Source organism: Salinicola rhizosphaerae, assembly GCF_014652715.1.
In the GTDB taxonomy this organism is placed as follows: Bacteria; Pseudomonadota; Gammaproteobacteria; order Pseudomonadales; family Halomonadaceae; genus Salinicola; species Salinicola rhizosphaerae.
Genome location: NZ_BMZI01000002.1, coordinates 587,335 through 609,667 on the forward strand (window position 1 = coordinate 587,335; position 22,333 = coordinate 609,667).

The 22,333-nt window shown below is 63.4% G+C and carries 18 protein-coding genes; 14 read left to right on the forward strand and 4 right to left on the reverse strand.

The genetic code is table 11. The annotated features are described in order from the left end of the window. Positions 1–203 precede the first annotated feature (203 nt). The 7 genes from IE125_RS06115 to IE125_RS06145 all read left to right on the forward strand — a co-directional run bounded on the left by IE125_RS06115 (position 204) and on the right by IE125_RS06145 (position 7,250). Positions 204–1,796: an ABC transporter substrate-binding protein gene (locus IE125_RS06115; protein WP_189443735.1), complete on the forward strand. Its 1,593-nt coding sequence runs from the start codon at positions 204–206 to the stop codon at positions 1,794–1,796. Positions 1,797–1,870: 74 nt separating this feature from the next. Continuing rightward, positions 1,871–2,875 carry an ABC transporter permease subunit gene (locus tag IE125_RS06120; protein WP_189443736.1) on the forward strand — a complete coding sequence of 335 codons (1,005 nt, stop codon included), beginning with the start codon at positions 1,871–1,873 and terminating at the stop codon, positions 2,873–2,875. Positions 2,876–3,026: 151 nt separating this feature from the next. Beyond that, positions 3,027–3,941 carry an ABC transporter permease subunit gene (locus IE125_RS06125; RefSeq protein WP_189443737.1) on the forward strand — a complete coding sequence of 305 codons (915 nt, stop codon included), beginning with the start codon at positions 3,027–3,029 and terminating at the stop codon, positions 3,939–3,941. Positions 3,942–3,966: 25 nt separating this feature from the next. After that, positions 3,967–5,016 (forward strand): ABC transporter ATP-binding protein, encoded by a 1,050-nt coding sequence (locus IE125_RS06130; protein WP_189443738.1) that lies wholly within the window; start codon positions 3,967–3,969, stop codon positions 5,014–5,016. Next, the gene (locus tag IE125_RS06135; RefSeq protein ID WP_189443739.1) at positions 5,013–6,038 is read left to right on the forward strand and encodes a dipeptide ABC transporter ATP-binding protein; all 1,026 of its coding nucleotides are present in this window, start codon (positions 5,013–5,015) and stop codon (positions 6,036–6,038) included. The genes IE125_RS06130 and IE125_RS06135 overlap by 4 nt, the downstream gene beginning before the upstream one ends. A gap of 175 nt (positions 6,039–6,213) precedes the next feature. Beyond that, positions 6,214–6,660 carry a universal stress protein gene (locus IE125_RS06140; protein WP_189443740.1) on the forward strand — a complete coding sequence of 149 codons (447 nt, stop codon included), beginning with the start codon at positions 6,214–6,216 and terminating at the stop codon, positions 6,658–6,660. A 128-nt stretch (positions 6,661–6,788) separates the two neighbouring features. Then, positions 6,789–7,250, forward strand: a complete 462-nt coding sequence (locus IE125_RS06145; protein ID WP_189443741.1) for a universal stress protein — start codon at positions 6,789–6,791, stop codon at positions 7,248–7,250. 37 nt (positions 7,251–7,287) lie between these two features. On the opposite strand, the gene sbmA is transcribed toward IE125_RS06145, so the two are convergent. Beyond that, the gene (gene sbmA, locus IE125_RS06150) at positions 7,288–8,526 is read right to left on the reverse strand and encodes a peptide antibiotic transporter SbmA (protein WP_189443742.1); all 1,239 of its coding nucleotides are present in this window, start codon (positions 8,524–8,526) and stop codon (positions 7,288–7,290) included. Positions 8,527–8,647: 121 nt separating this feature from the next. After that, positions 8,648–9,370 (reverse strand): GntR family transcriptional regulator, encoded by a 723-nt coding sequence (locus tag IE125_RS06155; protein ID WP_189443743.1) that lies wholly within the window; start codon positions 9,368–9,370, stop codon positions 8,648–8,650. Between the two features lie 220 nt (positions 9,371–9,590). On the opposite strand from IE125_RS06155, the gene IE125_RS06160 reads away from it, so the two are divergent. Both IE125_RS06160 and IE125_RS06165 read left to right on the forward strand, forming a co-directional pair. Next, positions 9,591–10,421, forward strand: a complete 831-nt coding sequence (locus IE125_RS06160; protein ID WP_189443744.1) for an amidohydrolase family protein — start codon at positions 9,591–9,593, stop codon at positions 10,419–10,421. A 34-nt stretch (positions 10,422–10,455) separates the two neighbouring features. Next, positions 10,456–11,757 (forward strand): SLC13 family permease, encoded by a 1,302-nt coding sequence (locus IE125_RS06165; RefSeq protein WP_189443745.1) that lies wholly within the window; start codon positions 10,456–10,458, stop codon positions 11,755–11,757. A gap of 85 nt (positions 11,758–11,842) precedes the next feature. Here the strand turns inward: IE125_RS06165 and IE125_RS06170 are convergent, their stop codons facing one another. Then, positions 11,843–13,330, reverse strand: coding sequence for an amidase (locus IE125_RS06170; protein ID WP_189443746.1), 1,488 nt, complete (start codon positions 13,328–13,330; stop codon positions 11,843–11,845). Between the two features lie 60 nt (positions 13,331–13,390). After that, the gene (locus tag IE125_RS06175; RefSeq protein WP_189443747.1) at positions 13,391–14,689 is read right to left on the reverse strand and encodes an Nramp family divalent metal transporter; all 1,299 of its coding nucleotides are present in this window, start codon (positions 14,687–14,689) and stop codon (positions 13,391–13,393) included. Positions 14,690–15,039: 350 nt separating this feature from the next. On the opposite strand from IE125_RS06175, the gene kdgD reads away from it, so the two are divergent. From kdgD to pnp, 5 genes are all read left to right on the forward strand, one after another. Further along, positions 15,040–15,957, forward strand: a complete 918-nt coding sequence (gene kdgD, locus IE125_RS06180) for a 5-dehydro-4-deoxyglucarate dehydratase (protein ID WP_189443748.1) — start codon at positions 15,040–15,042, stop codon at positions 15,955–15,957. Positions 15,958–16,058: 101 nt separating this feature from the next. Then, positions 16,059–17,399: an enolase C-terminal domain-like protein gene (locus tag IE125_RS06185; RefSeq protein ID WP_189443749.1), complete on the forward strand. Its 1,341-nt coding sequence runs from the start codon at positions 16,059–16,061 to the stop codon at positions 17,397–17,399. 60 nt (positions 17,400–17,459) lie between these two features. Next, positions 17,460–18,254, forward strand: a complete 795-nt coding sequence (locus IE125_RS06190; protein WP_189443750.1) for a FadR/GntR family transcriptional regulator — start codon at positions 17,460–17,462, stop codon at positions 18,252–18,254. A 107-nt stretch (positions 18,255–18,361) separates the two neighbouring features. Then, positions 18,362–19,939: an aldehyde dehydrogenase (NADP(+)) gene (locus IE125_RS06195; RefSeq protein ID WP_189443751.1), complete on the forward strand. Its 1,578-nt coding sequence runs from the start codon at positions 18,362–18,364 to the stop codon at positions 19,937–19,939. 203 nt (positions 19,940–20,142) lie between these two features. After that, entirely contained in the window at positions 20,143–22,275 is a 2,133-nt protein-coding gene (gene pnp / locus IE125_RS06200) for a polyribonucleotide nucleotidyltransferase (protein WP_189443752.1), read from the forward strand. Positions 22,276–22,333: the final 58 nt, after the last annotated feature.

Here is a 22,333-nt window from a genome sequence, read left to right on the forward strand (position 1 = left end):
CGATTTAGCGATGGAAGCAACCTCGCCGAGGCAGGCTTTCGTGCCATTGATTAAACGCTCTTCAACGGACTAATCTGTTTTGATGGCTCGCCTGTCTGACAGGCGGCCAACGTCTGGATCAAGACGCAGGCAACACCGAGACAACGATAAACGGCCATAAGCCGACCCCACAATAACAGCGAATGCTGTGCAGGAGATCGACAATGAAGAAGACGCTGCTTGCAGCCGGCGTGGCAGCCATGATGATGAGTGCGACACCCGTCATGGCGAAGACGCTGGTCTACTGCTCCGAAGGTTCCCCGGAAGGGTTCGATCCCTCGCTCTACACGACCGGCACGACTTTCGATGCGTCGAGCAAGACGATCTACAATCGTCTGGTGCAGTTCAAGCCGGGCACCACCGAGCTGGAGCCGGCGATCGCCAAGAGCTGGGAAGTCTCCGATGACGGGCTGGAGATCACCTTCCACCTGCGTGACGATGTCGACTTCCAGACCACCGACTACTTCACCCCGAGCCGACCGCTCAACGCTGACGATGTCATCTGGACCTTCGAGCGCCAGATGGACAAGGACAACCCCTATTACAAGCTGGCCAACGGCAGCTTCGAGTATTTCCAGTCCATGTCGATGGGTGAGCTGATCAAATCGATCGAGAAGGTCGACGATCATACGGTCAAGTTCGTGCTGAGCGAGCCCAACGCGCCGTTCGTCGCCAACCTGGGAATGGATTTCGCCTCGATCCACTCCAAGGAGTACGAAGAGCAGCTGGTCGATGAAGGCAAGCCGGAAATGGCCAACCAGCAGCCGATCGGCACCGGTCCGTTCCAGTTCCTGAACTATCAGGAAGACGCGGCCATCCGCTATCAGGCCAACCCGGATTACTTCCGCGGCAAGCAGCCGATCGACAACCTGGTGTTCGCGATCACGCCGGATGCCCAGGTGCGCTATCAGAAGCTGCAGGCGGGCGAGTGTCAGGTGATGCCGTTCCCGAACCCGGCCGACGTCGATTCGATGAAGCAGAACGATGATATCCAGGTGCTGCAGGAAGCCGGACTGAACGTCGCCTATCTCGCCTATAACACGACGCAGAAGCCGTTCGACAAGCCGGAAGTGCGCAAGGCACTGAACATGGCGATCAACAAGCAGGCGATCATCGACGCGGTGTTCCAGGGTGCCGGCCAGACGGCGAAGAATCCGATCCCGCCGACCATGTGGAGCTACAACGACGATATCCAGGACGATCAGTACGATCCGGACAAGGCCAAGCAGATGCTCGCCGATGCCGGAGTCAAGAACCTGGAGATGAACATCTGGGCCATGCCGGTGCAGCGCCCGTACATGCCGAACGCGCGGCGTACCGCCGAGCTGATGCAATCGGACCTGGCCAAGGTCGGTGTGACCGCCAATATCGTCACCTACGAGTGGGGCGAGTACTTGAAGCGCGCCGCCAACAAGGACCACGATGGTGCGGTGATCCTCGGCTGGACCGGCGACAACGGTGACCCGGACAACTTCATGGGCACGCTTCTGAGCTGCGCGGGCGTCGGTACCAGCAACAACGTGGCGGAGTTCTGCTATCAGCCGTTCGAGGATCTGATTCAGAAAGCGCGGACGCTGGACGACCAGGACGAGCGCGCCAAGCTCTATCGGCAGGCGCAGGAGGTGTTCAAGGAGCAGGCGCCCTGGGACACCCTGGCCCACTCCACGGTGTTCATGCCGATGACCAAGAACGTTACCGGCTACACGATCGATCCGCTCGGCGGCCATAGCTTCGAAGGCGTCGACATCGAAGAGTAATTCCCTCCCTTCGCGGGCACGCAGCGGTCCTGACAACCGCTGCGTGCCTCCGCGTGACTAGCCAGACCTCCAATATGCTCAGATTTCTACTGGTCAAGCTGGCCCAGCTGGTGCCGACCTTCATCGGCGTCACCATCGTGGCGTTCGCTTTCATTCGCCTGTTGCCGGGCGATCCGATTCTTCTCATGGCGGGCGAGCGGGGTATTTCCGCCGAACGCTATGCGCAGTTGCAGTCACAGTTCGGGTTCGACCGCCCGCTGATCGTGCAGTACTGGGACTTTCTCTCCGGTCTGTTCAGAGGTGACCTGGGCAACTCCCTGGTGACCCATTCCCCCGTGATTCACGAATTCATGAGCCGGTTTCCGGCGACGATGGAACTATCGATCTTTGCCCTGGCCTTCGCCGTCATCATCGGACTGCCGGCCGGCGTGATCGCTGCCATCAGACGCGGCAAGACGCTCGATCACACCATCGTCGGCATCAGTCTGACCGGCTACTCGATGCCGATCTTCTGGTGGGGGCTTCTCCTGATCATGCTCTTCTCCGGCACGCTGGGCTGGACGCCGGTCTCCGGGCGCATGTCGTTCATCTATTTCATCCAGCCCGTGACTGGCTTCATGACCATCGACAGCCTGATCGCCGGCGATTGGGGCGCGTTTCTTTCCGCGCTGCACCACCTGATTCTGCCCGCCATCGTGCTGGGTACGATTCCGCTGGCGGTGATCGCGCGTCAGACACGCTCCTCGATGCTCGAGGTGCTGGGCGAAGACTACGTGCGCACCGCGCGCGCCAAGGGGCTATCCAGCTACCGCGTGATCATGGTGCACACCCTGCGCAATGCGCTGATCTCGGTCATCACCGTCATTGGTCTGCAGGTCGGTCTGCTGCTGGCCGGCGCAATCCTGACCGAAACGATCTTCTCCTGGCCGGGCATCGGCAAATGGATGATCGATGCGATCTCGCGGCGCGACTATCCCTCCGTGCAGGGTGGTCTGGTGCTGATCGCCTTCATCGTGATGATCGTCAATCTGCTGGTGGACGTGGCCTACGGCGTCGTCAACCCGCGCATCCGTCACTGAGGGCCAAAAAAATGGCTGCACTCGACAATACGGCGTTGAACCCGGCTTCGACATGCTCATTGACACCCCGTCAACTCCGCTGTCTCGGCCGGCTTCGCCTTGTCTTGTCTTCGTTCGCGCATTTTTTGGTGCGTCCGACGGGGAGTAAACTATGTCTCAAGTAATATCTTCCAAAGGCTCTTCTGCCGCGGCGCCGGGAACGTTTCGCTACCAGCTCAAGTCGTTCTGGAGCGATTTCAGCGCCAGTCGCGGCGCGTTGTTTGGCCTGATCTTCATCGCTTTCGTGCTGCTGGTGGCACTGCTCGCGCCCTGGGTCGCGCCGCATGACCCTGCCATGCAGGACCGCGCCGCGCTGCTGGTGCCGCCGGTGTGGCACGCCGAAGGTAGCTGGAACTATATTCTCGGGACCGACGCCGTCGGCCGCGACATTCTCTCGCGTCTCATCTTCGGCGCCCGCTACTCGCTCTCCATCAGCGCCATGGTGGTGGTGATCTCGATGTGTGGCGGTATCTTTCTCGGCCTGCTGGCGGGTTACTTTCGCGGGTGGGTCGAGACTGTCATCACCCGCGTGATGGACGTGGTGCTGGCGTTTCCCAGTCTTTTGCTGGCGCTTGGCCTGGTGGCGATTCTGAGTCCCGGGTTGACCAGCGCGATGATCGCCATCGCCATGGTGCAGCTGCCTTACTTCGTGCGCCTGACCCGCGCGGCGGTCATTGGCGAGAAGAACCGCGAATACGTTACTGCCAGCCGGCTGGCGGGCGCCGGGCACATGCGCCTGATGTTCAACACCCTGCTGCCCAACTGCATGGCACCGCTGATCGTGCAGGCGACGCTGTCGTTCTCCACCGCGATTCTGGATATCGCCGCGCTGGGCTTTCTCGGCATGGGCGTGCAACCGCCGACGCCTGAGTGGGGCGCGATGCTGGCCAACGCGCGCGAGTTCATGACCAGCGCCTATTGGGCGGTCACGTTCCCGGGGCTGGTGATTCTGTTGACGGTGCTGATGATCAATCTGATGGGTGACGGCCTGCGTGATGCGCTGGATCCCAAGATGAAGCGTTCGTGAGAGACGCTGCGATGAGGAGTTCACAATGGCACTTCTAGATATTGAAGGCCTCAGCGTTCGTTTTCAGACGAGCAGCGGGCTGTTTACCGCCGTCGAGGATGTCGATATCCGGGTCGACCGTGGCGAGGTGTGGTCGATCGTCGGCGAGTCCGGGTCGGGCAAATCGGTCTCGATGCTGGCGACCATGGGCCTGCTGCCGTGGACGGCGCAGGTCACCGCCAATCGGCTCGAGTTCGACGGCCAGGACCTGCAGCGACTGAGCTCACGCCAGCGTCGGCGGATCGTCGGCGGCGAGATGTCGATGATCTTTCAGGAGCCGATGACCAGTCTGAACCCTTGCTTCACGGTCGGCACCCAGATCGACGAGATGATCAAGCAGCACAAGGGCGGCTCGCGTAAGGAGCGCCACGAGCGGGCGCTCGAGCTGCTGGCGCAGGTCGGAATTCCCGATCCGGCGCGGCGCATCAAGGCCTATCCGCATCAGCTCTCCGGCGGCATGAGTCAGCGCGTGATGATCGCGATGGCGATCTCCTGCGATCCGCGACTGCTGATTGCCGACGAGCCGACCACGGCGCTGGACGTGACGATCCAGGCGCAGATTCTCGAGCTGCTGCTGAAGCTGCAGGAAGAGACCGGCATGGCGCTGATCCTGATCACCCACGATATGGGCGTGGTTGCGGAGACGGCCAAGCACGTCATCGTCCAGTACGCCGGGCGTCAGGTCGAGAAGCAGGAAGTGAAATCGCTGTTCGCCAACCCGCGTCACCCGTACACCGAAGCGCTGCTCTCGGCGCTGCCGGAGCGCGCTGGCGACAAGGACCGTCTGCCGACGATTCCGGGCGTGGTGCCGGGTCAGCACGATCGGCCGACCGGCTGTCTGTTCAACCCGCGCTGCCAGTACGCGACCGACCACTGTCACGAGGTGGAGCCGGTGGCGGCCCCGGATGACCCTGCCAGAACCCTCTGCCACTATCCGCTTGGCGAGGCGGACGCCGCCGGTGCCACGCCGGACGATGCGCCGAATCCGCCGCCCCGACCCGAGTCGACCGACCATCGCAGCGAGGTGCGCCCATGAGTCGCGAAGCCGTTCTGCGCGCCAGTCATCTGACGCGTCACTACCAGATCAAAGGCGGGCCGTTCTCGAAGCCGGCCACGGTCAAGGCACTGAACGAGGCGTCTTTCGAGCTCTTCCCGGGGCAGACGCTCGCGGTGGTCGGCGAGTCGGGCTGTGGCAAGTCGACCTTGGCGCGCGTGCTGACGATGATCGAACCGCCGACCAGCGGCGAACTCTCGATCGGCAAGCACCAGGTGTCGCTCAAGGAGGGCCAGCGCCCGCCGGCCGAACTGCGCCGCGAGGTGCAGATCATCTTCCAGAATCCCTACGGCTCGCTCAATCCGCGCAAGACCGTGGCGACGATGCTCGAAGAGCCGCTCAAGCTCAATCGCAAGGAGATGGGCGCTGCCGAGCGGCGGAAGAAGGCGCTGGAGATGATCGAAAAGGTCGGCCTGCGCCCCGAGCACGCCGACCGCTATCCGCACATGTTCTCCGGCGGACAGCGCCAGCGTATCGCCATCGCGCGTGCCTTGATGCTCAACCCGAAGATTCTGGTGCTCGACGAACCCGTTTCGGCGCTGGATCTCTCGATCCAGGCCCAGGTGCTCAATCTGCTGGCGGACCTGCAGGAGGAGTTCGGGCTGGCCTACGTGTTCATCTCGCATGATCTCTCGGTGGTGCGGCGAATCGCCGATGACGTGATCGTGATGTACTTCGGTCAGCCGGTGGAGACCGGGCCGGCCGAGGAGGTGTTCACGACTCCGCGTCACCCCTACACCCAGGCGCTGTTTTCGGCGACGCCGGTGGCTGATCCCAACCGTAGCCGCCAGCGGGTCAAGTTGAAGGGGGAGCCGCCTTCGCCGCTCAATCCGCCGCCGGGCTGCCCGTTTGCGCCACGCTGTCATCTGGCGACCGACGCGTGTACGCGCGCCGATCCGCCGCTCGAGCCGGTTGGCGGCGAGGCGGCTGATGACAAGACCGTGAAGGTCGCCTGCATCCATGTCGAACGCTCGATTGCTGCGCTGGAGACGGCGAGCGCCTGAGCCCCGGCGCTGGCGAACGAACCCAGAGCGCCTCATGCGACTTTTGGCGCCATCCCCCGAGCAGTGCTTCGCGCTAGGCTGATAGGGCGTGCACAGCGCTTTCTTGATGACCGGGCCGGCACTCGATGCGTTGCCCCGGTCATCCTGCAATGAATCTCGAAGGGGGATGATACTGATGACTCGACAGATTCTGGTACCCATCGATGGCTCCGAGAGCGCCGCCAAGGCGCTCGAGCATGCCTGTCTGCTACAACGCGCAGACGGGGCGACGATTCACCTTCTGCATATTCCCGAAGTGCCGGTTGCCCAGGATGCCCTGGGGAGAAAAACCGGCGCGACCCCACTCGACTACACCCCGGCCCGCGCACGAGAGCAGGGCGAAAATCTACTAAGGCAGGCATGGCAGGCGACAGGCAGCCACGATGGCAGCGTTCGTTTCCTGGTCGAGGACGGCCATCCCGCGCAGGTGATCGTGGCGCAGGCTCGTTCGCTGAATATCGACCTGATCGTGATGGGCAGCCGGGGCTTGAGCGATCTTCGAGGCCTGATGGTCGGTAGCGTCTCGCACAAGGTGACGCACGTGGCGCCATGCCAGGTCATCACGCTGCACGTGCCGGAGTGACACGTGGCACCGATGCTGGATCGGTCGCGCCGATCCGGCATCGTCGTCTACGCTTGCGTCGAAACCCTGAACGAATCGGCGACAGTGACGTCGCCGCGAGACAGCTGCGATCAAGGACGCGACGTACGATGATCAAACGGATACTGGTACCGCTGGATGGCTCCGATGGGGCGCGACAGGCACTCGCGCACGCAAGTTGGCTGCAGCGCGCAAGCGATGCGACGCTGTGCCTGCTGATGGTGAGAGAGCCGCCCTCGGCCGACGAACACCTCGGTGCAATGGTCGGCGTGCCGCCGGTGGAAACGCTGGAGGCGGATGACGACAGCGAAGAGCGGCGCCTGTTGCAGGCGGCTTGGCGTGAACTTGGCAATGCAGAAGGTCATGTCGAAATACGGGTGGCGACGGGAAGCCCCGCGCCGACGATCGTCGAGCAGGCGCAAACGTTCGGCGCCGATTTGATCGTCATGGGCAGCCGTGGCCAGGGCCAGTTCCAGAGTCTGGTGTTCGGCAGTGTCTCTCAGCAGGTCACCGAGTCCGCGTCCTGCCCGGTCGTGACTTACCACGTTCCGCAGAGCGAGACCGAATCCTGATTCTCCCTGGCCGGATTCGTCCGGCCAGGGACATCACCTACGCCGGGTCGGTCGCGAGCTCGGCAGGCTTGGGTGACTCGCCGTCGATCATCGATTCGAAGGCGCGCAGGCGTTTGACGATCGAGATCAGCTCGATGATCGTCGACCAGGAGTTGACCAGATACTGGAACGAATCCCTCACCTGGCCGAACACGTTGAGTATCTGTTGAAGCAGCCCCAGGCTCAGCTTGCCGGCCACGATCGAGGGCGTCAGCACGATCAGCCCGAAGATGGTGTCCGCCTGTAGATAGAAGATCCGCGCGATGTTGAAGTAGGCGTAGTGCCAGTAGAGCCGGAAGTAGTTGTGGCGCACGCCGGCAAACAGTTCGCGGACCGTGACCGGCTCGGCGCGATCCGCGTTGTCCTCGCCGTAGACCAGCTCCTTGCGATAGGCCGCCTCGACGCGCTGATTGCGGAACTCGAGTCCGGGTAGCTTGATGCCCACCGTCGCCAGGAACAGGGTGCCGAAGATCGACCAGGCGATCGCGGCCCATACCAGAGCGTTGGAGACGTGGCCGATCAGCGGCAGCTGGGTGATATGGCTCGACATCGTCACCAGCAGCGGCAGAAACGCGATCAGGGTCAGAATGGCCTTCAGCAGACTCACGCCAAGCCCCTCCAGCGTACTCGAGAAGCGCATGGTGTCCTCCTGGACACGCTGTGCGGCACCCTCCACGTGGCGCAGCTGCTGCCAGTGGCTCATGTAGAAGTCGTTCATCGCCCAGCGCCAGCGGAAGATGTAGTGGCTGACGAAGAAGAGATTGAAGACGCCGACGGTGATGGCCACGAAGGCGATACCGGCAAAGGTCAGCATCTCGCCGTAGAGATCCATCGCCGTGACGTCACCGTTGCCCGTCAGGGCTTTCTGCACCATGTCCCAGAACGGGCCGTACCAGTCGTTGATGGCGACGTTGGTCTGCACCGAGAACCAGGTGAGGAAGATGATCAGAGCGCTTCCCAGGATCGACCAGCGCTGCCAGCGGTGGGGCGAGAAGCGAGACCAGCCGGCCGCGAATAGCCCGACCACGATCAGATAGTAGAGATAGAACCACAGAAAGCTGGGGGCGATGAACCGGGAGACACCCACCGGCAGGGACGCATCGGCGCCGAGCGGCGGCAAGCCGATGACGGCTCCCCAGGCCTTGGCACCGAATTCCCAGACGAGGACGGCGACAAGCGTCCAGATCAGGGCGCTGAGGAAAAAGAGACGAGGTCGAGGGAAGAACGATCGAAACACGACGAGAATCCTGGATGACGATGAAGGTCGGGACCGAGCGCGTAGCCGGACCCCGACTCTCATCGACCTCGCTCAGCGCGTTACGTTCCCTTACGCGGTGAAGGTCGGCTCCCGCGACGGTTCAGGAAATGTTGACCTGATAGCGGAAGGTCTGGGCGTCGCCGCGAGACTGACGATACTCGAGCGGGCCGCCGTCGTAGCCGGTGGCCAGGCGCTCGATAACTACTACGGGTTTGCCGCTCTCGATGCCGAGGATGTTCGCGATCCTGTCGTCTGCCATCTCGACCGTCAGTGTCTCGCGGGCGGCGCCGATCAACTGGCCACACTCCGACTCGTAGAACGGATAGAGCAGGTTGCCAAAATCTTCCGGTGCGATATCCAGCAGGGCGGCGAATGGCCGGTAGGGGAGCCAGATATCTTCGTAATAGACGTTGCGGCCATCGATCTGGCGCACGCGCTCCAGACAGATGACGTCGGCGCCCAGCGGCAGCGCGAGGGCGCCGGCGACGGTCTCGTCGGCGGACTCCAGCGAACGCGACAGCACTTCTCCGGTCGGCACTCGGCGGCCGCCCTGCGGGTCGACCTGGCGGAAGAAGCGAAACAGCGAGCCATCGAAGTTGGGGCGGCGTATGAAGGTGCCGCGGCCCTGGCTACGCTCCATCAGGCCATCCTGGACGAGCGTGTCCACGGCGCGGCGCAGCGTGCCGACAGCGACGCCATACTGCTTGGTAAGCTCGGCCTCCGTGGGAATCGCGATGCCGGGAGACCACTCACCGGAGGCGATCTTCGCCAGCATGTCGTCACGCAGGCGCTGATAAAGAGGCAGCCGTTCGTCGGTCATCATCCCTGTTCCTTTCATGATCTGGTCACCCCTATTGTGGCAGGAACTTTACCACCTTTAGTCGTAGTCACCGAAGATTGCGACTAATTGCGTGTATGCTTGCGCAAACTTCTAGACATATATATGAATAAATCTTCAATTCAAGGCGGCTCGAAACACTGCCGTTAACGGTTGCAGGGATAACGGTTACAGAGATTGAGTGGCCTCAGGCATAAGGATCGTCATGACACAACCTGCCAACGCGCTGACGGGGGTCGATACCCATGCGCACATCTTCGAGCGAGGCCTGCCACTGGCGGGAGATAGACGCTACAGCCCCGACTACGATGCGACGGTCGATCAGTATCTGGCGCATCTGGATCGCTGCGGGCTCTCCCACGGTGTCCTGGTACAGCCGAGCTTTCTGGGCACCGACAATCGCTACCTTGTCGAAGCGTTGCGAAAGCACCCGACTCGTCTGCGCGGTACGGCAGTGGTCGCGCGTGATGTCGACGACGAGACGCTCGACGAGATGGCAGAGGCGGGCGTCGTCGGTATCCGCCTCAATCTGATCGGCCAGCCGCTGGACGACTACCGCAGCGCCGCGTGGCGTGATTTCTTCACGCGGCTTGCCCGTCGTGGCTGGACCGTGGAGATTCAACGCGGCCTGGAAGATCTGGACGCGATCCTGCCGCAGATCCTGGCGTCGGGTGTCGGCGTCATCGTCGATCACTTCGGGCTCCCCGGCGGCGAGATCGATCCGATCAATTCGCACCATCGGGGGCTGCTATCTCTGCTTTCGAGCGAAGAGATCTGGGTCAAACTGTCAGCGACCTATCGTGCGCGTCTTGGCCTGGATCAGGCAAAAGCGTCGCTCGAGCGCCTGCGTGATGCCTACGGGCACAGCGACCGCCTGGTCTGGGGGAGCGATTGGCCTCACACCCGGTTCGAGGACAAGACCGGCTACGACGACCAATTCGGCGTCATGCAGGCGCTACTGCCCGAAGAGAGCGAGCGTCGCCGGATTCTGGTCGACAACCCGGCAACACTGTTTCAGATCGACCGGGCCCTTTAAGGCCAGCCTATAACGCGACACAGGGAACCTTGCCATGATGAGTCTGCTGGTGGTGGGAGCGATCATCGTTTCCATCGTTTTGGGGTATCGCTTCAAGATCAACATCGGTCTATTTGCGATCGCCTTTGCCTATCTTCTCGGCTGCTTCGGTCTGGGAATGAGCCCGAAGGAGGTCATCGCGACCTGGCCGCTGAAGATCTTCTTCATCATCTTCTCGGTCTGTCTCTTCTACAGCTTCGCCATCGTCAACGGCACGCTGGAAAAGCTGGCCGAGCACTTGATGTATCGCTGCCGCAATTTTCCGCATCTGCTGCCGTTCGCGATTTTCCTCGCGGCGGTGATCATCTCCGCGCTGGGTGCCGGTTACTACACCGTGCTCGCCTTCATGGCGCCGATCACACTGCTCCTTTGCGAGCGCACCAAGCTCAACCTGATCGTCGGTGCCATGGCGGTCAACTACGGCGCGCTGGCCGGTGCCAACTTCGTCTCGAGCCAGAGCGGCATCATCTTCCGCACCCTGATGACCAATGCTGGACTTGCCGACAACACCGCTTTCATCAATAGCTTCGGTATCTTCGTCAGCACCATGGTGGTGCCGATCGTGGTGATCGGCGGGTTGATTCTGGTCAGCCGCAAGCGCGGCGTGGCAATGGCGTCGATGGATCACGTCGAACGGCCCAGTCCGCTCAATCGGGAGCAGAAGTCGACCCTGGTGCTGACGCTGATCATGATGGCGACCGTGCTGCTGCCGCCGATCGCCAACCTGATCGCGCCGGACAATGCGACGATCTCGCTGATCAACAGCAAGGTCGATATCGGCCTGATCGCCAGCGTGTTCTCGGTCATTGCGCTGCTGATGAAGCTCGGTGACGAGCGCAAGGCGATCGCCTCGCTACCGTGGGGCACCATCATCATGATCTGCGGCGTCGGCATGTTGATCTCGGTGGCGATCAAGGCCGGCACCATCGATATGCTCGGCTCGTGGATCGGCACCAGCATTCCTCCGGTCCTCGTGCCGGTCGTGTTCGGCGTGGTGGCGGCGTTCATGTCGCTGTTCGCCAGCACTCTTGGTGTGGTCACGCCGGCGCTGTTTCCGCTGGTGCCGTCGATCGCCGGCACGCTCGGTATCGACCCGATGATCATCTTCATCGCGATTGTCGTCGGCGCGCAGGCGACCTCGATCTCGCCGTTCTCCTCCGGTGGCAGTCTGATCCTCGGCTCCTGCCCCAACGATGAAGCTCGCGCGGGTCTGCTGCCGAAGCTGTTGTTCCGCGCGGCTCCGCTCGGCTTCGCCGCCGCGCTGATCTTCAATCTGCTGCTGACGTTCGTGTTCTGACGCGCAGGCGCAGAGCGACCGACAACTGATAAAAAGCGACGGCTCCGGCCGTCGCTTTTTTTTAGCTGGTGCCGAGGCGGCGTGGCTACGTCAGCAGCGGCGGCAGCGGGGCGAGATCACCCGAGGCTTGTTCGAAGGCGTGGGCGAGCTGCAGCACGCCCCAGTCGTCGCGCGGGCGACCGATCAGCTGAAAGCCGGTAGGGAGGCCGAGCGCGTTGACGCCGGCGGGCAGGCTGATCGCCGGGGCGCCGAGCATCGAGGCGGGAATCACGACTTCCATCCAGCGGTGGTAGCTATCCATGGGGCGACCGGCGATCGATGTTGGCCAGTGGGTCTCGGCATCGAACGGGAACACCTGGGCGGTGGGCATCGCGAGATAGTCGAAGCGCTCGAACAGGGCCAGCCAGGCGCGATACGCCTCGCCGCGCTGCACGTTGGCGGCGTAGATATCCTGAGCACAGAGCTCGAGACCGCGCTCGACTTCCCAGCACGCTTCCGGCTTGAGCCGTTCGCGGCTTGCCGGGTCGGCGTAGTAGGCCCCGAGCAGGCCGCTGACGGACCAGTGGCGTAGCGTCGTCCAGCTCTGCCAGAGCGCGTGGGCGGAGTAGGGAAGCGCGGCGGGCTCGATATCGCAGCCCAACGTCGTGAAGCGCTCCAGCGCCGAGCGGCCCAGTTCGAGAATGCCCGGCTCCATCGCCAGATAGCCATCCCAGTCGCCGAGCCAGCCGATGCGCGTGCCCTTGAGTTCACGCGGCAACGCCTGCGCGACATCGACATCGACCGGCAGCAGCGGCTCGGCGAGCGAAAGCGGCGCGCGCCGGTCGTGACCTGACTGCGTCACTAGAAGCCGCGCGACGTCTTCCACGCAGCGCCCCATCGGGCCGTTGGTCGAGAGCTGCTGGCCAAAGGGCTCGGCCGCCACACCCGGTACGCGGCCGAACGAAGGACGCATACCGATGACGTGGTTGAATGCGGCCGGGTTGCGCAGCGAGCCCATCATGTCGCTGCCATCCGCCACGGTCAGCATCCGTGTCGCCAGCGCCGCCCCTGCACCGCCGCTCGAGCCACCGGCGGTTCGCGAGGTATCGAATGCGCAGCGAGTAGCGCCGAAAACCGGGTTGTAGGACTGCGAGCCCAAGCCGAATTCCGGCGTATTGGTCTTGCCGACGATCAGCGCACCGGCGGCGCGCATGCGTGCGGTCATCAGGCTGTCTTCGCCGGCGACGTGGCCGGCCGTGAGCGGCGAGCCTTGTCGGGTCGGCAGCCCGGCGGCATCGGACAGATCCTTGATCGCCTGCGGAATCCCGTGAAGCCAGCCGCGAGATCGGCCGGCGGCGAGCTCGGCGTCGGCCGTGTTCGCTTCTTGCAGCAGCGACTCGGGCTCTCGTCGCGAGACGATCGCGTTGACCCGAGGATTGACGGCATCGATATGCTCGAGTGTCGCGCTCATCAGCTCGTGGCAGGAGATGTCGCGGGCGTGGAGGCGTCGAGACAGCGTCGTCGCACGCCACTGCAGAAGTTCAGGCAGCTTCGCCCCACGCGCGGACGGGGCATCGTTGTTGTTGGCGGTCATGACTCGGTGATATCCGGGAAGTGAGCCGCCAGCATAGCGCATCCCCGGGATCGTCGCGGTCTAGGCGAAGAGATCCGTCGCTAGCGTGAAGGCGACCCACACGGCAAGAATTGTCGCGGCCCCGAGTGCCAGGTTTTCGAACCAGTTGTTGCGATAGTTACCGAGCAGAGACTTCTGGTTGGACATGATCAGCAGCCCCAGCGAGATGATCGGCAGACCGACGATGTTGAGCGCGTTGACGGCGAGCGTCAGCGTGACGAAATCCGGCATGCCCGGCAGCGACCAGACCAGCGGCGTGACCAGAATGAACAGCGTGAACCACTTGTGCAGCGGGTCGGCGTGGAACACCTTGCCGTAGCGCTCGCGCCGGGCGGGGCGGATCCGCTGAAAGGCATCGGTGATCAGGCGCGGGAAGGCTGTCGTCTTGCCCGCGATGCTGGCGAAGAGCGTGGCAAAGACCCCGATGAAGAACAGGAACCAGCCGAACTGACCGAAGTAGATCTCGAGCGCCGCGGCCAGATCGTTCAGCGTGTTCACCTCCAGGCCGTTGGGTCGCAGAATCTCGGCCCCCACGATCCAGATCGCCAGGTTGATGACAATCCCGACGATGACCGCGAAAAGCAGATCGTTGCGCTGCAGGCGCTTGTGCTCCGGTCCGGTCCAGCCCTTCTCGCGCATGACGTAAGGGTGGACGAAATTGGCGATCGAGCCGGCGACCGCACCGATGATCGAGACGGCCACCAGCAGTGCGCCGTGAACGCCCTCGTCAGCCGGGATACTGAAGCCCACGGTGCCGGCGACGATACTGCCGACATCGGGCTTGGACATGATGGCCAGGGACAGAAACGCCAGCGTCATGATCGCCAGCAGCAGCTTCATCACGCCCTCGATCAGGCTATAGACGTTACGACCGACGAGCAGCCATACCGCCAGCACGACAGCGAACGAGCAGAGCAACGGCTGGTTGATATGCAGAAGCGTTGCCAGGGCTTCACCGGCGCCCTTGATCATGTAGGCATTCATCAGATGCCCCATCAGCAGGGCATAGCCGAACATGAACCAGGCGAAGAGAGGGTGGAGCTGCGCGTAGCCTTCGAGAATGCTCATGCCCTGGTTATTGCAGAGCTGGAAGCGCGCGATGATGTTGACGATCAGAAAACGTAGCAGCAGCGAAACGGCCAGCACCCACATCATCGCATAGCCGTAGTTCGATCCAGCCACCGAAGAGGTGATCAGGTCGCCGGCCCCGAGCCACGACAGTACGGCAATGATACCCGGTCCCAGCAGCGCCAGCAGGCCCTTCAAACTGAAGCCTCGGGCCGGTGAATCGTTCCGGGGCAGCGTGTGTGATCTAGCCATGGGAGATCTCCGAAGTGCCGCGAGCCGTCGTCACGGACGCGAACTCGCCGGGCCGGCAACGGGGTGCTACACTCCGTTGCAGCCATTTGATATAACATCATACAAGTCTGGCGAGAGGGTCGACTTTCGGCCATTCGACCTTAGGCGATGAGACGTTGGTCGCTACGGCTATCGTCTGTCATACCAAGGTCGACAGCCGAAAAGGCGTTGCCTTCCCCAAAGGTCTAACTGTGATCTAGTATGATGTATGACAACATGCTTCCAGCATTTCGTTTGGCTGGCCTGGCTGTCGCCTCGGTAACCGAACGACTGAACTGCAGGTTTCGTTAACCCGGATGAGGGGAATCAAGGTGAATTTTTCCAGAGAAGCGGTCGTTGCCTCCATCACTGACGGTCTGTTGTCGTTCCCGGTAACCGACTTCGACGACAATGGTAAATTCGACGCCGAGAGCTATCGCCGTCGGCTGCTGTGGCTCAAGGAGTACGAGGTGTCGGCACTGTTCGTCGCCGGCGGGACAGGAGAGTTCTTCAACCTGACCATCGACGAGTACCGCGAGATCGTCAAAGTCGCGGTCGATACCATTGGTGGGCACGTGCCGATCATCGCGAGTGCCGGCCAGAGCGCGGAGCTGGCGAAAGCGCACTGCCAGGCGGCCAAGGAGGCCGGCGCCGATGGCATCCTGTTGATGCCCCCGTATCTGACCGAGTGCCCGGAAGAGGGCATCGTCGAATACGCGGCCAGCGTCTGCGCGTCGACCGATCTCAACATCATCTACTACAACCGTGCCAACGGGTATCTGCACGTCGATGCGGTCAAGGCACTGGCCGAACGCTGCCCCAATCTGGTCGGCCTGAAAGACGGCAAGGGCGACATGCAGGCGCTCAATATCATCATCAAGACGCTCGGCGATCGCCTGGCCTATGTCGGCGGCGTGCCGACTGCCGAGATCATCGCCGAAGCCTATCTGGCGATCGGTGTCAGCACCTATTCCTCGGCGGTGTTCAACTTCGTGCCGGCGATGGCGGTGAAGTTCTATCAGGAACTGCGCAAGGGCAACAGCGACTTCATTCGGCAGGCCACGCGCGACTTCTTCGTACCTTTCGTAACGCTGCGCGACACGCGTAAAGGCTATGCGGTCAGCCTGATCAAGGCGGGTGCCGAGCTGGTCGGCTACCCGGGGGGCAGCGTGCGTGCGCCGCTGACGATGCCGAGCGAGCAGGAGATGGCCACGCTCAAGAAGCTGATCGACAAGGCCGAGTCGCTCTGACGCTGGCTCATGTCGCGAGCGGCGGCCGCGCCGCCGTCTCGCGTGTCGCATCGTAAGGCGCTAGCGCGATGCGTTCCCGAATTTGCTGACGGAGACGTTTCATGGCCAGTCATGGCACTCCCACCATCACCGAAATGCAGGTGATCCCGGTCGCCGGTCGCGACAGCATGTTGCTCAACATCGGCGGTGCTCACTCACCGCATTTCACCCGCAATCTGATTCTGCTCAAGGATAGCGCGGGCAACCTCGGGGTCGGTGAGGCACCCGGCGGCGAGACGATTCAGAAGTCGCTCGAGCAGGCGCGACCGCTGGTCGTCGGTCAGCCGATCGGCAAGCTGCGATCGATGGTCTCCTCGCTGCACACGGCCGGCCGAAGCGCCGATTTCGAGGATTTCGGCAAGGGGTCATGGACCTTCGAGCTGCGTGTCAATGCGGTGGCCGCGTTGGAAGCGGCGCTGCTCGATCTGATGGGCAAGTTTCTCGACGTGCCGGTGGCGGAGCTGCTCGGCGAAGGCAAGCAGCGTGACAGCGTCGAGGTGCTTGGCTATCTCTTTTTCGTCGGCGATGGTCAGCAGACGCCGCTCGGCTATCGCGAGCGCACCGAAGGCGTCAGTCACGAGTGGTATCGGCAACGCGACATGGCCTCCATGACGCCGCAGCGGGTCGTGGAGCTGGCGCAGGCGGCGCACGATCGCTACGGCTTCAAGGACTTCAAGCTCAAGGGCGGTGCGCTGCCCGGCGAGAAGGAGATCGAGGCGGTGACCGCGCTCCACGCTGCCTTCCCCGAAGCACGTACGACGATCGATCCCAACGGCGCCTGGTCGCTCAACGAAGCCATTCGTCTGTGCAAGGATCTGCATGGCGTGATCGCCTACGCCGAAGATCCTTGCGGCGCCGAGCAGGGCTTCTCCGGGCGCGAGATTCTGGCCGAATTCCGGCACGCCACCGGGCTGCCGGTCGCGACCAACATGGTGGCGACCAACTGGCGTGAAATGGCGCACGCGCTGATGCTGCGCTCGGTCGACATTCCGCTGGCCGATCCGCACTTCTGGACGCTGTCCGGCGCGGTGCGCGTGTCCCAGCTGTGCCGCGATCACGGCATGACCTGGGGCTCGCACTCCAACAATCATTTCGATATCTCGCTGGCGATGTTTGCTCAGGTCGGCGCGGCGGCGGTCGGCCGCACGACGGCGCTCGACACGCACTGGATCTGGCAGGAGGGCGATGCCCAGCTGACGCGGGAGCCACCGCAGATCGTCGATGGCAAGGTCGCGGTGACCGATGCGCCCGGCCTCGGCATCGAGATCGACATGGCACGCATCGAGCAGGCGCACGCGCTCTACAAAGGGTTGCCAGCGGGCGGACGCAACGACGCCATGGCGATGCAGTATCTGATCGATGGCTGGACCTTCGATCCCGATCGCCCGGCGCTGGTGCGTTGAGGCGAGCGCTGTCTTGATCTGCCGCTTCGATAGTCGAGGATTCACCTGCGGGAGCCGCGCATGAGTGCCAAGGCACCACAGTCGAATTTGCCGCCCAGCGAGCTGGCGCTGCAGCGGATTTCGCCGCAGGAGAGTCTGTCCCGCCAGATTGCACGGCAGCTGGGCGAGCAGATCGCTCAGGGCAAGATCGACGTCGGCGCGAAGCTGCCAACCGAGACGCGCCTTTGCGAGCTGTTCGGTGTCAGCCGGACCGCCGTTCGCGAGGCCATTGCCCTACTGCGCTCGCAGGGGCTGATCGAGACGCAGCGCGGCGTGGGCTCGCGGGTGGTCGGACGGGAGCGGCGTCATGCTTCGCCGGTGCGCCACATTCGTGCCACCACGGCCGAGGAGATCCTGCAGGTGCTCGAGCTGCGCATGGGTCTCGAGCCGCAGGCCGCCTCGCTGGCGGCGCAGCGACATACTCCGCAGGAGGCACTGCGTCTGCAGGCGGCGCACGAGCAGTTCATCGATGCCTGTCGGCGCGGTGGGCAGGCGCGACACGAAGACTATCGTTTTCACCGCACGATCATCGAAGCGACACACAATCCCTGTTTTCTGGCGCTCTACCAGCCGTTGCATCAGGAGGCGATCCCGAGAGCGCGGCTACTGGCCGGCGAAATGGAGGAAGATGCGGTCGGCGGCTATCTCGAGCGCATCGAACGTGAGCACGAAGCGGTATTGATGGCCATACTCAGTGGCGATGGCGACGCGGCCTTTGCCGCGATGCAGCGCCACTTTGATCGGCCTTATCAGATGTATGCGTCCTATCAGGTGGCCGGGCAGATGGCCGGGCCAATGGCCGGGGATGCGACGTGAGTTCGCTCCGCTCCGACGAGCGGGGCATCAGGGAGACACGGCGTCGAGTCACGGACTCGTCTGCGGTGTCGACTCGGTAGGAATCCACCACCACTGCAGGAGGCAAGATGAATCTGACAGGTGAAATGCTGATCGGCCAGCAGGCCGTCAAAGGCAGCCGCGATGCGATCCAGGGGATCAATCCGGCCACCAACGAGCGTCTCGAGCCGGCGTATCCCGGCGGGACGCAAGCAGAAGTCGAGCGTGCCTGCGAGCTCGCCTGGGCCGCGTTCGACACCTATCGCGAAACCTCTCTGGAAGATCGCGCCAAGTTCCTGGAAACGGTCGCCGACGAGATCGAGGCGATCGGCGATCCGCTGATCGAGCGGGCGGTGGCGGAGTCCGGCTTGCCGCAGGGACGTATCCAAGGCGAGCGCGGGCGCACCTGCGGCCAGCTGCGTCTGTTCGCCCGTGTCGTGCGTGACGGCGAGTGGCTCGATGTGCGCGTCGACCCGGCGCTGCCTGATCGTCAGCCGCTGCCGCGTACCGACCTGCGTCAGCGTCACGTGGCGCTGGGTCCCGTCGTGGTCTTCGGCGCCAGCAACTTCCCGCTGGCCTTCTCCGTGGCCGGTGGCGATACCGCATCGGCGCTGGCCGCCGGTTGCCCGGTGATCGTCAAGGCGCACGGTGCCCACCCCGGTACCAGCGAGCTGGTCGGTCGCGCGATCCAGTCGGCGGTCAAGAAGTGCGGCCTGCCGGAAGGCGTGTTCTCGCTGATGTACGGCTCCGGCCGTGAAGTCGGCACCGCGCTGGTGACCGACGCTCGCGTCAAGGCGGCCGGCTTCACCGGGTCGCGCAGCGGCGGTCTGGCGCTGTGGAAAGCGGCGCAGTCGCGTCCCGAGCCGATCCCGTTCTACGCCGAGATGAGCTCGATCAACCCGGTCTTCCCGCTGCCGGCGGCGCTGAAAGCGCGCGGCAAGGCGATGGGCGAGGCGTTCGTGGCATCGCTCAACATGGGTGCCGGCCAGTTCTGTACCAATCCGGGACTGGTAATCGCGCTCAAGGGGCCCGATCTGGATGCGTTCGTCGCAGCGGCGGGTGACGCGGTCAAGGGCAGTGCCGCCCAGACCATGCTGACGCCGGGCATCGCCGATGCCTACGCCAGCGGCGTCGAGGCGCTTTCCCAGAGTGGCAAGGCGAAGGAAGTGGCGCGTGGCGAGAAGGGCGAAGGCCCGAACCAGTGCCAGACCGGCCTGTTCGTCACCTCGGCACAGGATTTCCTCAGTGACGAGGCGCTGCAGGCGGAAGTCTTCGGTTCGACCTCACTGGTGGTCGAGTGCGCCGACGCCGCTGAACTCAAAAAGGTCGCCGAGCATCTCGAAGGTCAGCTGACCGTCACGCTGCAGATGGACGACGCCGATGTCGATGCGGCCAAGTCGCTGCTGCCGACGCTCGAGCGCAAGGCGGGCCGGATTCTGGTCAACGGCTGGCCGACCGGTGTCGAAGTGTGCGATTCGATGGTGCACGGTGGTCCGTTCCCGGCCACGTCTGACTCGCGCACGACATCGGTGGGCACGGCGGCGATCTTCCGCTTCCTGCGCCCGGTCTGCTACCAGGATCTGCCGGATGCGCTGCTGCCCACTGCGGTCAAGCACGACAACCCGCTCAAGCTGAAGCGCCTGGTCGACGGCAAACGCGAGAGCTGATTGCCGCGCCTGTTACCGGCTCAGAATGTCTGAGCCGATGACCGAAGATGCAAATGACCCCCGTCCTTGTGGCGGGGGTCTTTGCGTTACCAGGCACAGCGTATGGGACCAAGGTCGCCATCGGTAGCTCTCGCCCCCGTGAACGCCTAGAATGAGCGCCGAGTCAAAAGACCCTACGAATTCGACAAGTCAAAGGAAACGCCGTGAATCCGGTACAGACCACATTCCAGTACGGTGCCAGCACCGTCACTCTCGAAACCGGGCGCGTTGCGCGCCAGGCCACCGGCGCCGTGCTGGTCACCATGGACGACACTGTCGTGCTGTGTACCGTCGTCGGTCGTAAGGAGCTCAAGCCCGGCCAGGACTTCTTCCCGCTCTCGGTTCACTATCAGGAGAAGACCTACGCCGTCGGCAAGATCCCCGGTGGCTTCTTCAAGCGTGAAGGCCGTCCGACCGAGAAAGAGACGCTCACGTCGCGCCTGATCGACCGTCCGATTCGTCCGCTCTTTCCCAAGGGCTTCATGAACGAAGTCCAGGTCATCTGTACCGTACTCTCGACCGATCGCAATCAGGACCCGGATATCGCCGCCATGATCGGCACTTCCGCGGCGCTGACGATCTCCGGTCTGCCGTTCAACGGCCCGATCGGTGCCGCGCGTGTCGGTTTCAGCGAATCCCGTGGCTACTTCCTCAACCCGAAAGTCGACGAGCTGCCGGATTCCGAGCTCGACATGGTCGTCGCCGGCACCGACAAGGCCGTGCTGATGGTCGAGTCGGAAGCCAAAGAGCTGACCGAGGACGAGATGCTCGGTGCGGTGCTCTACGCCCATCAGGAGATGCAGGTCGTCGTCGAGGCGATCAAGGCGTTCGCGCGCGATGCGGGCAAGCCGAAGTGGGACTGGCAGCCGGCAGCCGACAACGTCGCACTCAAGGAGGCCGTCGCTGGCGCCTTCGAAGCGAAGGTCGGCGAAGCCTATCGCATCACCGACAAGATGGCGCGTCAGGATGCGCTGGCCGCCATCCGTGCCGAAGCGCTCGAGCAGCTCGCCGGTGGCGATGCGCCGCAGTACAGCGCCGATGAAGTCGGCGGGGCGCTTGCTAGCCTCGAGAAGAAGACCGTGCGTCGCCGCGTCATCGCTGGCGAGCCGCGTATCGACGGTCGCGATCACAAGACCGTGCGTCCGCTCGACGTCAAGGTCGGCGTGCTGCCGCGCACTCACGGTTCGGCGCTGTTCACCCGCGGCGAGACGCAGGCGGTGGTCGTTGCCACGCTGGGTACGCTGCGCGATGCCCAGCTGATCGAGTCGCTCGAGGGCGAGCGCAAGGATCGCTTCCTGCTGCACTACAACTTCCCGCCGTACAGCGTCGGTGAAGCCGGCTTCATGGGTGGACCGAAGCGTCGCGAGATCGGTCACGGCCGTCTGGCGCGTCGCGGCGTCCAGGCGATGCTGCCCAACGAAGACGACTTCCCCTACACCATCCGCGTGGTTTCCGAGATCACCGAGTCCAATGGCTCGAGCTCGATGGCCTCCGTGTGTGGCTCCTCGCTCGCGCTGATGGACGCCGGCGTACCGCTCAAGGCGCCGGTGGCCGGCATCGCCATGGGCCTGGTCAAGGACGACGACGGCTTCGCCGTGCTGACCGATATTCTCGGTGACGAGGATCATCTCGGCGACATGGACTTCAAGGTGGCCGGTTCCGCCAACGGTGTGACCGCGCTGCAGATGGACATCAAGATCGAGGGCATCAACGAGGAGATCATGGAGACCGCGCTGTCGCAGGCACATCAGGCGCGCCTCGAGATCCTCGAGACCATGAATGCCGTGATCGCCGAGAGCCGTACCGAGGTTTCCGACCACGCGCCGGCCATGCAGACGATCAAGATCGATCCGGACAAGATTCGTGACGTCATCGGCAAGGGCGGTGCCACCATTCGCGGTATCTGCGAAGAGACCGGGGCCTCCATCGACATCGACGACAACGGCCTCGTGCGTATCTATGCCGAAGACCGCGCTGCGGCGAAACGCGCGATCGACAGCGTCACCGCGATCACCGCCGAAGCGGAGATCGGCAAGCTCTACCGCGGCAAGGTGGTGCGTCTGGCCGACTTCGGCGCCTTCGTCAACTTCATGCCGGGCACCGATGGCCTCGTGCACATCTCGCAGATCGTCCCCGAGCGCGTCAACGACGTGAAGGACTATCTCAGCGAAGGTCAGGAAGTGACGGTCAAGGTGCTCGACATCGACAACCGCAACCGCGTCAAGCTCTCCATCAAGGAGATCACCCCGGAAGAGAAAGCGGCCTTCGAAGCGTCTCTCGAAGCCACCGAAGAGTGATCGAGCCGAGCCTGCGGGCTCGGTGCTTTACACGCCGTTCTCGACGGCAACAACGCCC

Coding starts and splice junctions, on each gene's coding strand:
- IE125_RS06120 (WP_189443736.1), top strand. CDS start 1,871: ATGCTCAGATTTCTACTGGTCAAGCTGGCCCAGCTGGTGCCGACCTTC.
- IE125_RS06190 (WP_189443750.1), top strand. CDS start 17,460: ATGAGTGCCAAGGCACCACAGTCGAATTTGCCGCCCAGCGAGCTGGCG.
- IE125_RS06140 (WP_189443740.1), top strand. CDS start 6,214: ATGACTCGACAGATTCTGGTACCCATCGATGGCTCCGAGAGCGCCGCC.
- IE125_RS06185 (WP_189443749.1), top strand. CDS start 16,059: ATGGCCAGTCATGGCACTCCCACCATCACCGAAATGCAGGTGATCCCG.
- IE125_RS06155 (WP_189443743.1), bottom strand. CDS start 9,370: ATGATGACCGACGAACGGCTGCCTCTTTATCAGCGCCTGCGTGACGAC.
- IE125_RS06170 (WP_189443746.1), bottom strand. CDS start 13,330: ATGACCGCCAACAACAACGATGCCCCGTCCGCGCGTGGGGCGAAGCTG.
- IE125_RS06125 (WP_189443737.1), top strand. CDS start 3,027: ATGTCTCAAGTAATATCTTCCAAAGGCTCTTCTGCCGCGGCGCCGGGA.
- IE125_RS06145 (WP_189443741.1), top strand. CDS start 6,789: ATGATCAAACGGATACTGGTACCGCTGGATGGCTCCGATGGGGCGCGA.
- IE125_RS06160 (WP_189443744.1), top strand. CDS start 9,591: ATGACACAACCTGCCAACGCGCTGACGGGGGTCGATACCCATGCGCAC.
- IE125_RS06195 (WP_189443751.1), top strand. CDS start 18,362: ATGAATCTGACAGGTGAAATGCTGATCGGCCAGCAGGCCGTCAAAGGC.
- IE125_RS06175 (WP_189443747.1), bottom strand. CDS start 14,689: ATGGCTAGATCACACACGCTGCCCCGGAACGATTCACCGGCCCGAGGC.
- IE125_RS06165 (WP_189443745.1), top strand. CDS start 10,456: ATGATGAGTCTGCTGGTGGTGGGAGCGATCATCGTTTCCATCGTTTTG.
- IE125_RS06135 (WP_189443739.1), top strand. CDS start 5,013: ATGAGTCGCGAAGCCGTTCTGCGCGCCAGTCATCTGACGCGTCACTAC.
- IE125_RS06115 (WP_189443735.1), top strand. CDS start 204: ATGAAGAAGACGCTGCTTGCAGCCGGCGTGGCAGCCATGATGATGAGT.
- IE125_RS06130 (WP_189443738.1), top strand. CDS start 3,967: ATGGCACTTCTAGATATTGAAGGCCTCAGCGTTCGTTTTCAGACGAGC.